The 13,867-nt window shown below is 73.3% G+C and carries 14 protein-coding genes and 2 tRNA genes; 6 read left to right on the plus strand and 10 right to left on the minus strand.

Annotation, left to right across the window (positions count from 1 at the left end; all coding sequences use genetic code 11):
• Positions 1 to 63: 63 nt before the first annotated feature.
• A complete protein-coding gene (locus tag O2W20_RS12020; protein WP_269172387.1) occupies positions 64 to 1,227 on the minus strand; it encodes a hypothetical protein in 1,164 nt (387 codons plus the stop codon).
• An 83-nt stretch (positions 1,228 to 1,310) separates the two neighbouring features.
• Between O2W20_RS12020 and O2W20_RS12025 the strand changes: the two genes are divergently transcribed.
• The gene (locus O2W20_RS12025; RefSeq protein ID WP_269172386.1) at positions 1,311 to 2,195 is read left to right on the plus strand and encodes an ATP-grasp fold amidoligase family protein; all 885 of its coding nucleotides are present in this window, start codon (positions 1,311 to 1,313) and stop codon (positions 2,193 to 2,195) included.
• Here O2W20_RS12025 and O2W20_RS12030 read toward each other — a convergent pair.
• The 3 genes from O2W20_RS12030 to O2W20_RS12040 form a co-directional block, all read right to left on the minus strand.
• The gene (locus tag O2W20_RS12030) at positions 2,160 to 3,209 is read right to left on the minus strand and encodes a PHP domain-containing protein (protein WP_269172385.1); all 1,050 of its coding nucleotides are present in this window, start codon (positions 3,207 to 3,209) and stop codon (positions 2,160 to 2,162) included. The two genes, O2W20_RS12025 and O2W20_RS12030, sit on opposite strands and share 36 nt — an antisense overlap.
• Positions 3,210 to 3,218: 9 nt before the next feature.
• On the minus strand, positions 3,219 to 3,767 hold the full coding sequence (locus O2W20_RS12035; RefSeq protein WP_269172384.1) for a DoxX family protein: 549 nt from the start codon (positions 3,765 to 3,767) through the stop codon (positions 3,219 to 3,221).
• 134 nt (positions 3,768 to 3,901) lie between these two features.
• Positions 3,902 to 4,084 (minus strand): hypothetical protein, encoded by a 183-nt coding sequence (locus O2W20_RS12040; protein WP_269172383.1) that lies wholly within the window; start codon positions 4,082 to 4,084, stop codon positions 3,902 to 3,904.
• 148 nt (positions 4,085 to 4,232) lie between these two features.
• On the opposite strand from O2W20_RS12040, the gene O2W20_RS12045 reads away from it, so the two are divergent.
• Entirely contained in the window at positions 4,233 to 4,892 is a 660-nt protein-coding gene (locus O2W20_RS12045; protein WP_269172382.1) for a hypothetical protein, read from the plus strand.
• A 20-nt stretch (positions 4,893 to 4,912) separates the two neighbouring features.
• Here the strand turns inward: O2W20_RS12045 and O2W20_RS12050 are convergent, their stop codons facing one another.
• From O2W20_RS12050 to O2W20_RS12065, 4 genes are all read right to left on the minus strand, one after another.
• The gene (locus tag O2W20_RS12050; protein WP_269172381.1) at positions 4,913 to 5,515 is read right to left on the minus strand and encodes a hypothetical protein; all 603 of its coding nucleotides are present in this window, start codon (positions 5,513 to 5,515) and stop codon (positions 4,913 to 4,915) included.
• A gap of 305 nt (positions 5,516 to 5,820) precedes the next feature.
• Positions 5,821 to 6,351, minus strand: a complete 531-nt coding sequence (locus O2W20_RS12055) for a DUF6318 family protein (protein WP_269172380.1) — start codon at positions 6,349 to 6,351, stop codon at positions 5,821 to 5,823.
• Between the two features lie 239 nt (positions 6,352 to 6,590).
• Entirely contained in the window at positions 6,591 to 7,136 is a 546-nt protein-coding gene (locus tag O2W20_RS12060) for a phosphatase PAP2 family protein (RefSeq protein ID WP_269172379.1), read from the minus strand.
• Positions 7,137 to 7,149: 13 nt separating this feature from the next.
• Positions 7,150 to 7,680: a CGNR zinc finger domain-containing protein gene (locus O2W20_RS12065; RefSeq protein WP_269172378.1), complete on the minus strand. Its 531-nt coding sequence runs from the start codon at positions 7,678 to 7,680 to the stop codon at positions 7,150 to 7,152.
• Positions 7,681 to 7,785: 105 nt separating this feature from the next.
• On the opposite strand from O2W20_RS12065, the gene O2W20_RS12070 reads away from it, so the two are divergent.
• The 3 genes from O2W20_RS12070 to O2W20_RS12080 all read left to right on the plus strand — a co-directional run bounded on the left by O2W20_RS12070 (position 7,786) and on the right by O2W20_RS12080 (position 9,267).
• Positions 7,786 to 8,994, plus strand: a complete 1,209-nt coding sequence (locus O2W20_RS12070; RefSeq protein WP_269172377.1) for an MFS transporter — start codon at positions 7,786 to 7,788, stop codon at positions 8,992 to 8,994.
• An 88-nt stretch (positions 8,995 to 9,082) separates the two neighbouring features.
• A tRNA-Ser gene (locus tag O2W20_RS12075) sits at positions 9,083 to 9,171 on the plus strand.
• Between the two features lie 23 nt (positions 9,172 to 9,194).
• A tRNA-Arg gene (locus O2W20_RS12080) sits at positions 9,195 to 9,267 on the plus strand.
• A 71-nt stretch (positions 9,268 to 9,338) separates the two neighbouring features.
• Here O2W20_RS12080 and O2W20_RS12085 read toward each other — a convergent pair.
• Positions 9,339 to 10,007, minus strand: coding sequence for a biliverdin-producing heme oxygenase (locus tag O2W20_RS12085; protein WP_269172376.1), 669 nt, complete (start codon positions 10,005 to 10,007; stop codon positions 9,339 to 9,341).
• A gap of 161 nt (positions 10,008 to 10,168) precedes the next feature.
• Positions 10,169 to 10,588, minus strand: coding sequence for a PaaI family thioesterase (locus O2W20_RS12090; protein WP_269172375.1), 420 nt, complete (start codon positions 10,586 to 10,588; stop codon positions 10,169 to 10,171).
• A gap of 231 nt (positions 10,589 to 10,819) precedes the next feature.
• On the opposite strand from O2W20_RS12090, the gene O2W20_RS12095 reads away from it, so the two are divergent.
• Positions 10,820 to 13,546 (plus strand): transglycosylase domain-containing protein, encoded by a 2,727-nt coding sequence (locus O2W20_RS12095; protein WP_269185503.1) that lies wholly within the window; start codon positions 10,820 to 10,822, stop codon positions 13,544 to 13,546.
• Positions 13,547 to 13,867: the final 321 nt, after the last annotated feature.

The following is a 13,867-nucleotide window of genomic DNA, read 5'->3' on the forward strand; positions in this document are numbered from 1 at the left end:
CGGAAAGCTAGGGCTCCGCCCTGGCGCGGGGACGGCGACACACGGTCGGCGTCTGTTGCGAGTTCATGACGGGTGCACACCCGTCACATCGGGCAGCCGGTCGCCGAGCGCGGCGTCCAGCCAGGCGTCCGTCCGTCGGTCCCAGGTGCGTTCGGCGGCCCACTGGACCCGATCGGCGGCCCAGCTCACCGGCTCGTCGGCGGCCGCCACCATCGCCGCGGCCATCTCCGCCGCGCCGTCGGCGACGTAGCTGTGCGGCGGTGCGTCGCTGGAGTGCTCCAGGTGGCCGGCGCTCGCCACCACCGGGACGCCCCGGGCGCAGTAGTCGTAGGTCTTCATCGACGACTGGCCCAGCGCCCGGTCGGCCACGTCCGGGAGCAGGGCGACGGCCGCGGCGTCGAGCACCGCGGGCAGCTCCGCGCGGGCGATCGGCCCGGCGTACCGGAACCGGCCACCGGTCTCCTGCTCCAGCGCCAGGAAGCGCTCGGCCGCGGCGCTCGCGCGCAGCGGGAAGACCAGCTGCCCGTGGACGGTCAGCGTCCACTCCGGCAGCAGGGTGAGCACCGCACGGACCAGGTCGACGTCGAACCGCTCGGCGACGCTCCCGACGTAGACCGCGTGCCGCGCCCGCCGCTCGACCGACCGGGGCGCCTCCAGCAGCGCCGCGTCGGTGCCGTTGGGCACGACGACCGGGGTGCGGCCCGGGAACAGGTCGGCGAGCACCTGGTTCACCACGATCACCTCGTCGGCCTCGTCGGCGATCCGGCGGAGCTGCTCGGGGAGGCCGCGGGCCTGGGGGAGCAGCCGGGCCCAGTCGTCGGTGCAGTCGAACACCACCCGGCCGCCGACCGAGCGGGCCGCCCGCCACTCCCAGGGCAGCATGAACACCGTCAGCGCCGGACTCCAGGAGGAGCGGCGCAGGAAGCCGCCGAGCAGGGCAGCGTCGACCCGTTCGGCCACCGGCCCGCGCAACCCGGGCAGCACCGTCGAACGCTCGGAGACGGTGATCCCCGGAGCCACCTCGGCGAACCGGCCGGCCGGCAGGTGCCGCCACCAGTTGCCGGGGTCGCTGCGCACCCGTCGCCAGTCGGCCGGCGCCTGGACGAACCGGATCGGTGCACCGCGACGGGCCAGCTCGGTGGCGATCATGTGCTCCCGCCGGATGGCCGGGTGCCAGGGGTCCTTGGCGACGAAACCGACGCCGGTGGTCAGATCGGGGAAGGGCATCGAGCTCAGCGTGGGGCCCCAGACGTGGTCACCGCTCGACCCTAGGAGTCCCGCCCAGCGGCCGCTGCACCAGACTCCCGGTCGTGACAGCCGGGTGGGGAGTGCAGCGGGTGTCCCCGGCCGTCGTCCGCCGGTTGCCGCTGCCGGCCAAGCGCGCCGTCCTGTACCGGCAGGCGCACGGACGCCGCCCGGCCCGCCCGCCGCAGACGTTCACCGAGAAGGTGAACTGGCGGGTGGTGCACGACCGGCGGCCGCTCATCGGGCAGCTGGGCGACAAGCTGGCGATGAGGCAGTTCGCCGCCGCGGCGCTCCCGGGCCTGAGCGTGCCCGGGGTGCTGTGGGCGGGCGTGGACGTCGCCGCCCTCGCCGAGCTGGACCTGCCCGACCGCTGGGTGCTCAAGCCCAACCACGGCACCATGCGGGTGCACCTGGGCACCGGGCGCCCGGACGTCGACCAGCTGCGCCGGGTCACCGCGGGGTGGCTGGACGAGCCGCTGTACCGGGACCGCGGCGAGTGGGTCTACCGCCGGGCGCGGCGGCTGCTGCTGGTCGAGGAGTTCCTCGGCTCGGCCGGTGAGGCGCCGGCCGACCACAAGCTGTTCGCCTTCGACGGCCGGGTGCGCCTGGTCCAGGTGGACACGGGCCGGTTCGGCGAGCACCGGCGGCGGCTCTACACCCCGGACTGGACGCCGGTCGACGTCGACGAGGCGGTCGCCCCCGGGCCGGTGACCCCACCGCCGGCCTCGCTGGCGCGGCTGACCGAGGTGGCCGAGGCGCTGGGCGCACCGTTCGACTTCGTCCGGGTCGACCTCTACGACGTCGGCGGCCGGGTCTGGTTCGGCGAGCTCACGCCCTACCCCGGCGGCGGGCTCGACCGCTTCGACCCGGCGCTGGACGTGCTGCTGGGCTCGATGTGGCGGCTGCCGCCGCGCTCAGCCGTGCGTGCGGGCCAGCAGCTCCTCCGCTGAGCCGGTGTTGATCACCCGGTCGGCCGGTACGCCGCACTCCACCGCCCGGGCACAACCGGCGTCCTGCCAGTCCAGCTGGCCGGGGGCGTGCGCGTCGGTGTCGATGGCGAAGTCGCAGCCCAGCTCCACGGCCCGGCTGAGCAGCCGCCGGGGCGGGTCGAGGCGCTCGGGCCGGGAGTTGATCTCCACCGCCGTCCCGTGCTCGACGCAGGCGCGGAAGACGGCGTCGGCGTCGAACTCGCTCTCCGGCCGGGGACGCTGGGTGCCGTTGCGTTGCTTGCGGCCGATGACCAGCCGCCCGGTGACGTGCCCGAGGACGTCGGTGTGCGGGTTTGCGACCGCGGCCAGCATCCGCTCGGTCATCTGGGCGCGGGGTGCGCGCAGCTCGGAGTGCACGCTCGCGACGACGACGTCCAGCCGGCCCAGCAGTTCGTCGGTCTGGTCCAGGGAGCCGTCGACGAGGATGTCGCACTCGATGCCGGTGAGGATGCGGAAGGGCGCCAGCTCCTCGTTGAGCGCGGCGACCACGTCCAGCTGTTGCTCCAGCCGCTCGGGGGTGAGCCCGTTGGCGACGGTGAGCCGCGGGGAGTGGTCGGTGAGGGCGAGGTACTCGTGGCCGATGCCGATCGCCGCCTCGGCCATGTCCCGGATGGGGCTGCCGCCGTCGGACCAGTCGGAGTGGGCGTGCAGGTCGCCCTTGAGGGCGGCCCGCAGCGCGGCGGCGTCGTCGGCCAGCGGGGTCAGCTCGGCGTGGGCCGCCTCGAGCTTGGCCAGGTAGGCCGGCAGCTCGCCCCGGTGCGCCTCGACGACGACCGCCGCGGTCTTGTCGCCGATGCCCTTGAGGTCGGTGAGCGTCTTCGTCGCGACCCGGCGGTCGAGCTCCGCGTCGTCCAGGGCGGCGACGACGGTGGCCGCCGTCCGGAAGGCCTGCACCCGGTACGACGGCTCGCGGGCGCGTTCCAGGAGGAAGGCGATCCTCCGGAGCGCGCCCGCGGGTGTCAGTGCCGTGCTCATGCGGTCAGCTCAGTGGGTGAGCTTCTTCGCCTGCTTGGTCGCGCGCTTCTGTGCCTTGGCGGCCCGCTTCGAGGCCTTCGTGTAGCTGGCCTCGGCCGCAGCGGCGGCGACACCGGCGGAGCGCTTCGCGCGCCAGCCCACCGACGGCTTGCCCTCGGTGTCGACGGCGGCGATGAGCAGGCCGCCCAGGATGCCGACGTTCTTGACGAAGTTGCTGGTCTGCCCGAAGCGCTCCTTCGGGTCCTCGTGCTCCCAGAAGCGGTGGCCGGCCAGCGTGGTGGGCACCAGCGAGGTGGCCAGCGCCAGGGCGGAGAAGCGCGGGAACCGGCCGAGGGCCAGCAGCGTGCCGGCGCCCACGTGCACGCCGGCGTTGATCTTGACCCACTGCTCGACGTCGCGAGGGACCTCGACGGGGAGCTGCTTGTCAGCGATCTCGGTGATCTGTTCGACGATCGGTGCTGCACCGGGCACGCGCGACTGCGGGTTCCGGAGGGTGTTGATCCCCCCGTAGATGAACGTGGCGGCGAGCATCGGCCGGGCGATCCGGCGGACCAACATCTGTGACCTCTTCCCATCGGTGACGTCAGCGGTGCGGTGCCCTGGCCGAGGCCTGGGCAACCGCTGCATCGGAACCGTAGTGAGAAGTGGCGATCACCGCCGGACGAGCAGGCCCCTCGTCGAGGGGACCGGGGTCAGTGGCTGGGCAGCGGGCTGCGCGGGCCCAGGACGTCGGCGACCGTCAGGTCGGCGGGCAGGCCCACCAGGTGGTCGGTGAACGGGGCACGGTCATCGGCCATGCGGACGCACCCGCCGATGACGAGTGCGACGACTCCGGACAGGGCGGCCCACGACAGGGCGACGACAGCGACGATCACAGGTACTTCGTACTGGGCGCAGGCCGTGGTCAGGGCGGTGTTCGCACGGCAGAACCTGACCAAGCTGGGTGATCGTCGTTGGGGGATCGCGCACGGGCGACGCCTGTCGGTCGCCCGGGTGAGACGGGTGGGTCGGGAGGATGGCGCTGTGACGGGAGAGGTGTCGGGAGCGGGTCCGTCACCGCTGCACGCACCCCCTCGCCCGGCCCGCTGGGTGCTGGCGCCGGCGGCGGTCGGGGTGCTGCTGTTCGCCGTCGGGCTGCTGGTCGAGGTGCGCTGTGCGGTCGACCGGTGCCCGGCCGCCGGGTGGTCCCGGTTCTTCGCGCTGGACGCTCCGGGGGCGCTGCCCCGGCTGTTCACGGCCGCGGCGTTCCTCGCGGTCGGTTTGACGGCCGCGCTCGCCGTTGCCGGGTCGACGGGGCGGGCGCGGTGGTGGTGGGCGGCAGTGCTGGGCGTCGGCGTCGTTCTCGGGACGGCGAAGGCGGCCAGCGCCTCCTCGGCGGCGGAGCAGAGCGGCGGCAGGTACACCACGTTGGTCGTGGGCGTGCTGCTGTCGGCGGTCGGCCTGCCGCTGCTGTGGCGGGCCGGACGGCGCTGGGCGGTGCGCGGCGCGACCCCGGTGACCCTGGCGTTGACGGGTTGCGCGGTCGCGGTGTTGGGGCTGGACCAGGTGACCGCGCTGGTCAGGTGGGCGTCGGGCTCTCCGGTGGCCCTGGCGGTGGCGACCTGTCTGGAGGAGGGCGGGGAGGCGGTGGCCGCGCTGCTGCTCCTGGCTGCGACCTCGGCCTGGCGACCCCGGCGGACCTGACGGTTGCGCCGGGGCGGTCGTCAGTCGTACGGGCTGGTGAGCACCGAGCGGGCCTGCCGGACGGTGAAGGTGGTCGGTGCGCCGTCGGTGGTCGTGGTCCCGGGGACGTCGGCGCTGACCCCACCGTCGACCGAGTAGGTCGCGCCCCAGGTGGTGGTGAGGGAGGCGGTGTAGGTGCCCGAGGAGTACTCGTGGGTGATCGTCTGGTCGGGGTACGCGGCGCCGGGGTCGGTGGTGGTCAGGGTCGTCCCGTCGTCGGTGCGCCAGGTGTAGCTGACCGCGTTGGCGGTGATCAGCACGTCGAACCCGCGGATGTCGACCGTGAACGTCTGGGTCGTCGGGCTGTCGGTGAAGAAGATGACCGGCAGGCCGACCAGCGCCTCACCCGGTGGCTGCTGGCGGGTGGTCAGCTGGGGGAGCGGGAGGGTCTCGAAGTAGCGGAAGACCTCCGCCGGCGACGGCGGCGGATTCAGATCCGTGACATCAACGCAACCAGCGAACTCGGTGTCCCAGGCTCCGTAGGGGGTGCCGACCTCTTGCCCCGGTGGTGGAGTAGCCCCATCTACTGGTTCACCGTTTGCCTGCGCGAGTCGCTGACGTTGGACGATGTAGTAACTGACCAATCGGCCAGGCGGCGAATCGCAGCTAGTGGCGCCAGGATCGCACCCACCAACTTGACCGTCCGTCATCTGGCATGTGGTGCGCAATCGCCACCGATATACAGGCGGAGCGGGGGTGGTGCTCGAGGCGTACCCGATTTCTGTTTGCACCTCGAAATATGCAGCATTGATGACGCCGTCACCAAACTCGGCTTCGGGATCGGGGGCGCAGGAGAACCTGCATTCTTGCGTGGCAGCTTCGGCCGGCGCCGCGCTCGTCACGATCAAGCTGGTGAAGACAAAGCCCAGTAGCCATGCCGCTCGGCGAATCATCCGAACGACAGATTGGTTACGACCCAGTGGTCACCCGTCCACACACCAATCATTCCCGCTGGTAGGCCGGTCATCTGCGCAGCCGACAGACCTTCGACTGGGCGGCCTGACGCGTCGATCACAGAATAGGCGGCCTGATCGATAGTGAAGGCAATCTCTGCCTGTTCGTCAGTTAGAGCGACTGGCGCGATGGCTGCGATTGTAAGCTCACCACCGTCGTACCGGTATCCCGCAAGACTATCCGAGTCTGCGTCGGCAGCCAGTCGGTCACAAGTATCGCAATTCCGGCTGAATTGGCGAAGGTGTGTCGAGTCGAGGTCGTTCTGCAGCCGATTGATGAGGCTGATGTAGTACTCGGCGAAGGCGCTGAACCCTTCTGCGGTTCGCTCTTGAGCGACGGCGGGAAGTGGAAGGTCGGCGGGCCCTAGTTCTATGGGATGCGCCGCGGTTACAGATGACGAAGCATCGGGCAGGGTCTCGTTCGCCGCTTCCCCTCGTGAGCAGGCGCCGAGCACGGCGATCGCCACGGCCGCTGCCACAGCTGCCCGAACCGGCCGCATGCGCCGTCCTCCCTGCTCCACCCGACTGAGGTCGTGAGGAGAGTACGCAGGTCAGCGGCTCGCCGCGTCGCCCAAACGGTCGAACTGTGGACGCTTGTGCTGTGGTGCACCAGTGCAGCCAGAGCACAAGCACCAGCAGGTGCAGCATGTGGTCGGCCGGCTGTGCTGCCCGGTGGAGGCGGCCCGGCCACGACCGTGGGCGCCGGCTACGTGCTGACCGGCTGTTCCCGGCGCGTGCGCCCCCAGCGCTGACTGGCCAGCGCGACCCCCCAGCCGAATGCCATCCCGGCGACCACGTCCCCCGGGTAGTGCACGCCCACGTGCACCCGGGACCACCCCACTCCGAGCGCCAAAGGCGCGATCAACGCCCCGGTCACCGGGCTCTCCAGCGCGACCCCCGTGGTGAAGGCCGCCGCGGATGCCGAGTGCCCGCTGGGGAAGGACGACGTGTGCGGTGCCCGCCGCAGGGTCCGTTCGACCTGCACGGTCGCCAGCTCCGGCCGGACCCGGCGGAACACCCGCTTGACGACGGCGTTCACCAGCACGCTGGACACCGCCATCGACCCCAGCCCGCGCAGCGCGGCCCGGCGCAGCTTGCCCGGTTGCAGCGCGAGGACGGCGCCGATCAGCGCCCAGAGCTTGCCGTGGTCTGCCGTGACCGACAGTCGGCGCAGCCACCGGTCGGCCGGCGTCGTCGGCAGCCGGCCGATGTGCTCGAACAGCGTCGCGTCCCAGTGGCGGGGATGGAGCACCCGGCGTCGGCCCTCAGCTGCGCTGGCGGGCGCGGTACGCGGCGACCGTGGAGCGGCTCGCGCAGGTGTTCGAGCAGTACCGCCGGCTGGCGTTGCGCGAGGTGTCGACGTAGACGTGACCACAGCCCTCGGCCGAGCAGGCGCCCAGGCGCTGCCAGCCGTGCTGCACCACGACCTGGGACAGGCCCATCGCCACGGTCGTGGTCAGCTGCTCGACCACGCCGGCGTCGGGGCGGGCGTAGTGCAGGTGCAGCTCGCCGTCGTGGTCGGTGGCGTAGGGCTTGGGCGAGGCCAGCGCCAGCAGGGCGTTCAGCCGCGCCATCACCTCCGGTTCGCTGTCGGCCTCGGCGACGTCGCGCACCAGTGACGACGTCTGCACGACCGCGGTGGCCTCGGTGGGCCCCAGCTCCAGCGCCGTCCCGGTGGTGAACCACTCGTGGTGGGCGTCGAGGAACACCTGCACCCAGTCCGGGTCGTCACGGTCGGCGTTGGCCAGGTCGATGGCCAGCTCGACGGCGTTCGACCCGTAGGTGTCGTAGTCCATTTGACTCCCTACTCGTTGGTCCGTAACCTTCGGCACCTGTAGGGGGTCAACAGCATCTGACCACCTACAGATTCCCTTCTCGTACGTCTCGAAGTGAGCTCAGTCATGCGTTCGTACCTCGCCGTGTGGCGGCTGCCGTCTGCCCCGGTGCTCCTGCTCGCCGGGTTCGCCGGACGACTGCCCTCCTCCATGGTGCCGCTCGCGCTGCTGCTCATGGTGCAGGAGCAGACCGGCTCCTATGCGATCGCCGGAGGGGTCTCCGCCACCTACGGCGTCGCCACCGCGGTGATGGCCCCGGTACTGGGCAGGCTGGCCGACCGGCGCAGCCCCCGCCACGTGCTGTTCGCCCAGTCGGCGGCCTACCCGCTGCTGCTGGCGCTCATGGCCGCCGCCGTCCTGGGTGGCGCATCGCTGCCCTGGGTGTTCGCGGCCGCGGCCGCCGTCGGTGCCAGCACCCCGCTCGTCTCGGGCACGGTCCGGGCGCTCTGGTCGCGGGTCGACGCCCGGGTCCGCCCCACGGCCTACGCGCTGGACGCGACCGCCACCGAGCTGGTGTTCGTCGCCGGCCCCACGCTGGTCGCGGCGCTGACGTTCCTGACCCGGCCGGCGGTGGCCCTCGGCGTGGCCGGTGTGCTGGGCGTCCTCGGCGCGCTGGGGGTCGCGACGAGTGCGCCGATGCGCGCCTGGCGGCCGGTGGTCGCGGAGCGTCGCCGACTGCTGTCGACAGTGACCGCGCCGGGCATGCCACGCATCCTGCTGAGCGGCACCGCACTGATGTTCGGCGTCGGTGGGCTCGAGGTGGCGGTGCCGGCGTTCGCCGACGACGCCGGCTCGCCCGGCATGTCCGGCCTGCTGCTCGCCGTCTGGGCGCTGGGCTCGGCCGGGGGTGGCCTCTGGTTCGGCGCCCGCGTGGTCAGCGCCTCGCTGCCCCGCCAGTACCGCTGGTGCCTGCTGGGCGTGACGATCGGCCTCGCGCCGCTGGCGGCCATCTCCGACCCGTGGGTGCTGGGCGCCCTGCTCTTCCTGGGTGGGACGGCGATCGCGCCGACCCTCACCGTGCAGAGCTCGCTCGTCGGGTCGATCGCGCCCGCGTCGGCGGTCACCGAGGCGTTCACCTGGCTGTCGACCGTGACGTTCGGGGCGTCGGCGATCGGAGCGGCGGTCGGGGGTGCGCTGATCGAGAGCTCGGCCGGCGTGGCCGGTTCGCTGCTGATGGCCACCGGTGCCGCGGCGCTGGCCGTGGCGGTGACGCTCGTGCCCGGGCGTCGTCCTGGCCTGCCGGTCGTCCCCCAGCGGGACGTCGTCCCGGCCTGATCGACGGCGGCTCCCGACCCCGGTTGGGAGCCGCCCACACGCGCTGGTAACCTTTCCCCTCGGTGGTTCCGGGGCAACCCGGTCCCCGGGAGGCTTCGCCTAGTCCGGTCTATGGCGCCGCACTGCTAATGCGGTTTGGGTTAATCCCCATCCCGGGTTCAAATCCCGGAGCCTCCGCGCGACAACTGAACACGCACCACGCGCCCGTAGCTCAACGGATAGAGCATCTGACTACGGATCAGAAGGTTAGGGGTTCGAGTCCCTTCGGGCGCACGTCTGGTTGAGACAGCACCACGGCCCCGCACTCCTCGGAGTGCGGGGCCGCAGTGTGTTCTGGGGGTGGTTCAGGCCGGGGTGGCCCCGCCGTGCCGCACGCCGAGGTCGGCGAAGACGTCGGCGTTGAGCCGGAAGGCCAGCGACACCTCGGCGATCACCCGGTCCTGCTCCGCCGCACTCCACGGTGCGGCGTCGAGCGCGGCCCGGTAGGCGTCCTTGAACGGCTTGGGCTTGGGGATCTGGTCGAACACGTAGAACCGCAGCCCGTCCCGCTCCAGGCCGAAGGTGCGGCCGACCAGTCGGCGGATGATCTGCCCGCCGGACAGGTCGCCGAGGTAGCGCAGGTAGTGGTGGGCCACCAGCCCCGCCGGCCAGTCGAAGGCCACCTCCCGCAACCGGGCCACGTACCGCTCGGTGGCCGGCAGGATCGTCAGCTCGCGCCGCCACTGCGGCCCCAGCAGGAAGGTCAGGTCCGCCTCCAGCGCGGGCAGCCGGACCAGCCCCGGGTGCAGGAACGGGCGCACCTCGGGGGAGTCGGCCTGGGCCTCGGCCGCCTCCTCCAGCACGGCGTAGACGGCGTGGGTCTGGCCGAGGAGATCGGCGTAGGCGGTGCGGGGAAGCTCACCGGCGAGGAGCGCGGTGACGAAGCCCGAGCCCTCCGCCGCGGTGTGGTCGGCCTGGGTCGCCTCCTTGAGCCGGGCGGCGAACCCAGGGGTGGCGGCGAGCGTGCGGGTCATCGGCGGGTCTCTCCGGTCGTCGTCACGGGCGTGGAGCCGGCGGTGGCAGGGGCGGGGCCTGGTCGGTGCGCGTCCGTCGGCGTCGACGTGGCGTCCACCATGCCGCGAGGACCGCCCGGAACACCAGCATGGACGTCGTCCGGCTGCCGGTGCGGCCGGGCTCAGCGGGGGCGCAGCACCGTCTTGGTCACCTGGCCGGCAGCGACCAGCACCCCGTCGACGCTCGCCTCGGCACGGAGGAACGCCACCGACCGGCCCAGCCGCAGCAGCGTGCCGGTCAGTCGCACCTCTGCGCCCGGCTGCACCGCGCGCAGCAGCGAACTCGTCGCGTCGTGGGTCACCGCGTTCTCGCCGGGGCCGAGGTGGGGGAGCAGGTGGACGTAGGCGGCGACGTCCAGCAGGGCCGCCACCAGCCCGCCGTGCAGCACCCCGCCGTTGTTCAGGGCCGGGGGCCCGACCGGGAGCACCAGGCCGGCCGCGGGGTCGGCCGGGTCGGCCAGCCGCAGGCCGAGCCAGGCGTGCAGCGGGACGTCGAGCACGCCCTGGACCCGTTCGGTCAGCAGCTCCTGCGCAGCGGTCACCCGAGCGACCGTACGGCCCGGTTCGGGCGCCCCGCCCCGTCCGGGCGGCTGCGTGGCGAACATGACGATCGCGTTGAGAAGTGCCCGGGACGTGCATGGACCGGTGATCCCGGAGCACGGTGGAGAACAACCCACCGTGGCCGATGGGCAGGAGTCGGCTGCGCACGTCAGGAAGAGGTGCAGGTCATCGCCGGAGGAGGAGGTCGGCCCCCGGGTGGCCAGCCCTGGCTGTTGCCCGCTGCCGAGCCGGTCGCCCCCCGGCCGCGCGGTCGCAGTGTCCTCCTGCTCCGCCTGGTGATCGCCCTAGTGCTAGCCGGCGGGCTGGTCGCCGGGGTCGTCGCACCCTGGATCGGCGGGGCCAGCGCGCTGGCCCAGCGGGGAGCCGACCTCGTCCGCCCCCTCGAGACCGCCGCCGTCGACACCCGGCTGCCCGGCAACACGCGCGTCCTCGCCGCGGACGGCTCGCTGATCACCGAGTTCTACACGCACAACCGGCACCCCCTCACCGGCGAGCAGATCGCCCCGGTGATGAAGGACGCGCTGATCGCCATCGAGGACGCCCGCTTCCGCGACCACCCGGGCGTGGACTCCCGCGGGCTGCTGCGTGCCCTGGCGCGCAACATCGCCGCCGGCGAGGTCGCCGAGGGCGGCTCGACGATCACCCAGCAGCTGGTCAAGCAGTTGCGGCTGCAGACCGCCGAGGACGCCGACGGGCGGGCCGCGGCCACGGCCGACACGGTCGGGCGCAAGCTGCGGGAGGCCCAGATCGCCCTGGCGGTGGAGGAGCAGTACTCCAAGGAGGAGATCCTCACCCGCTACCTGAACACGGTCTACTTCGGAAACGGTGCCTACGGGGTCGCCGCCGCCGCGCAGCGCTACTTCGCCACCACCGCCGACCAGCTGACCCCCGCCCAGGCCGCGATGCTGGCCGGGCTGGTCCGCAGCCCGGCCTACTACGACCCGGTGACCGCTCCCGAGCCGACGAAGCAGCGCCGGGACCTCGTCCTGCGCCGGATGGCCGAGGTCGGCCTGCTCGACCACGCTGCCGCGGACGCCGCCCGGGCCGAGCCGCTCGGCGTCGTCGACGGGGGCAGCGCCCGCAACGGGTGCACCGAGGCGACCATCGGTGGCTTCTTCTGCGGGCACCTGCTGAAGGTGCTCGCCGAGCAGTACGGCGTGACCACCGAGCAGTTGCAGGCCGGTGGGCTGACCGTGCGCACCACGTTGGACCCGGCGCTGCAGCGAGCCGGGGACGCCGCCGTGGTGCAGACCCTGGCGCTGGAGGACCCGCGCGCCGCCGTCTACGTGAACGTCGAGCCCGGTACCGGCCGGGTGCTGGCCATGTCGGTCAACCGCAGGTACGGGCTCGACCCGGCCGACCCCGCGCAGACCACGTTCGACCTCCCGGCCGCCGCCGGTCAGGGCGCCGGCTCGACCTACAAGGTGTTCACCGCCGCGGCGGCGCTGGAGCAGGGCTTCGGGCTGGACTTCGAGCTGTCGACGCCGGACCCCTACGTCTCCAGCGTCTACCGCGACGGTGACGGCCCCTACGACGTCGAGAACGCCGGCAACTACCCGCGCCGGCTGGACATGGAGCAGGCCCTCTACCGCTCCTCCAACACCTACTTCCTCGCCCTCGAGGACGCCCTGGGCAGCGTCGAGGGGCCGGTCCGGGTGGCCCAGCGGCTGGGGTTGTCCAGCCTCGACCCGATCGCCGACCAGGTCGTCGCGGAGAACCGGGGGTCATTCACCTTCGGCGCCGAGCCGACCAGCCCGCTGGCCCTCGCCAACGCCTACGCCACCCTCGCCGCCCGGGGCACGCACTGCGAGCCGCGGCTGGTCGAGGCCGTCCTCGACCGGTCCGGCGAGCCGCTGACCGGGCCGGACGGCCAGCCGCTGGTCGGTGCGCCGCAGTGCACCCCGGAGGTCATCGCGCCGGGGATCGCCGACACGCTCAACCACGCGCTGCGCAAGGACGTCGAGCCGGGCCACCCGGGGCAGACCGGTCGCCGGGCCCACGTCCCCGGCCACCAGATCGCCGGCAAGACGGGCACCAGCCAGGGCAACTACTCGGTCACCTTCGTCGGCTACACCCCGCAGTTCGCGGCGAGCGTGATGGTCTACGACCCGGTCCGCAACCAGGACGTCGGCGGGTTCGGTGGCGGCAAGGCGGCCACCATCTGGCACGACGCGCTCGCGCCGGTGCTCACCGGCCGGCCGGTCGCGGCCTTCCCGCCGCCGGACCCGCAGTACGTGCGCAGCGAGCGCGCCACCGTGCCGGGCGGGTGCGTGGGCGCCTGGGCGGACGGGTGCACCGGGCTGTTGGCCGAGCGCGGCTTCCAGGTCGTCCGGGTGGTCGTGGACGGCGCCCGGCCCGCCGGCCGGGTGGTCGGGCTGACCCCGTCGGGCGGTCGGTCCCTCCCGCCGGGTGGCCAGGTCAGGATGTTCGTCAGCAACGGGGCCGACTACGCGCCGCCCCCGCCACCGCCGCCGGTGCGCACCCCTGCGCCCCGTCCCGAGCCGACGCCGGAGCCGGCTCCCGCACCGGTGCCCAGCCCGGCACCGGAGCCGAGCCCTGAGCCCGCCCCGGAGCCGGCTCCCGTGCCGGAGCCGACGCCGGTGCCGGAGCCGACGCCCGTGCCGGAGCCCACTCCCGTGCCAGAGCCGACGCCGGTGCCGGAGCCCACTCCTGGACCGGAACAGACCCCTGCTCCCGAGCCGACCCCGGACCCGACTCCCGTGCCTGAGCCGGAGCCCGCTCCGGAGCCGGAGCCTGAGCAGGAGCCCGCTCCGGAGCCGGCGCCTCAGCCGGAACCTGCTCCGGAGGCTGCGCCCCAGCCGGAGCGGGCACCTCAGCCGGAGCCCGCCCCGGAGCCTGCGCCCCAGCCGGAGGCTGCCCCGCAGCCGGAGCCCGCTCCGGACGCTGCGCCGCAGTCAGAGCCTGCGCCTCAGCGGTAGCCCTGCGTCTCCGCCAGAGCCCGCGGCCCAGTCGAAGCCTGCGGCTCAGCCGTGGCCTGCACCTCAGGCCGGAGCCCGCGCCCCAGGCGGCGCCCGCTCCGGAACCGGAGTCCGTGCCTCAGCCAGAGCCCGCGCCCCAGCCGGAGCCCGCGCCCCAGTCGGCGTCCGCTCCGGAACCGGAGTCCGTGCCTCAGTCAGAGCCCGTGCCTCAGTCAGAGCCCGTGCCTCAGCCAGAGCCTGCGCCTCAGCCGGAGCCGGCCAGCTGACGGCGGAGCGACGTGTGGTGGGCGGAGGGCCGGTCCTGACGGTCTGGCCGCGTTG

This window comes from Modestobacter sp. VKM Ac-2982 (assembly GCF_026967935.1).
Lineage (GTDB): Bacteria > Actinomycetota > Actinomycetes > Mycobacteriales > Geodermatophilaceae > Modestobacter.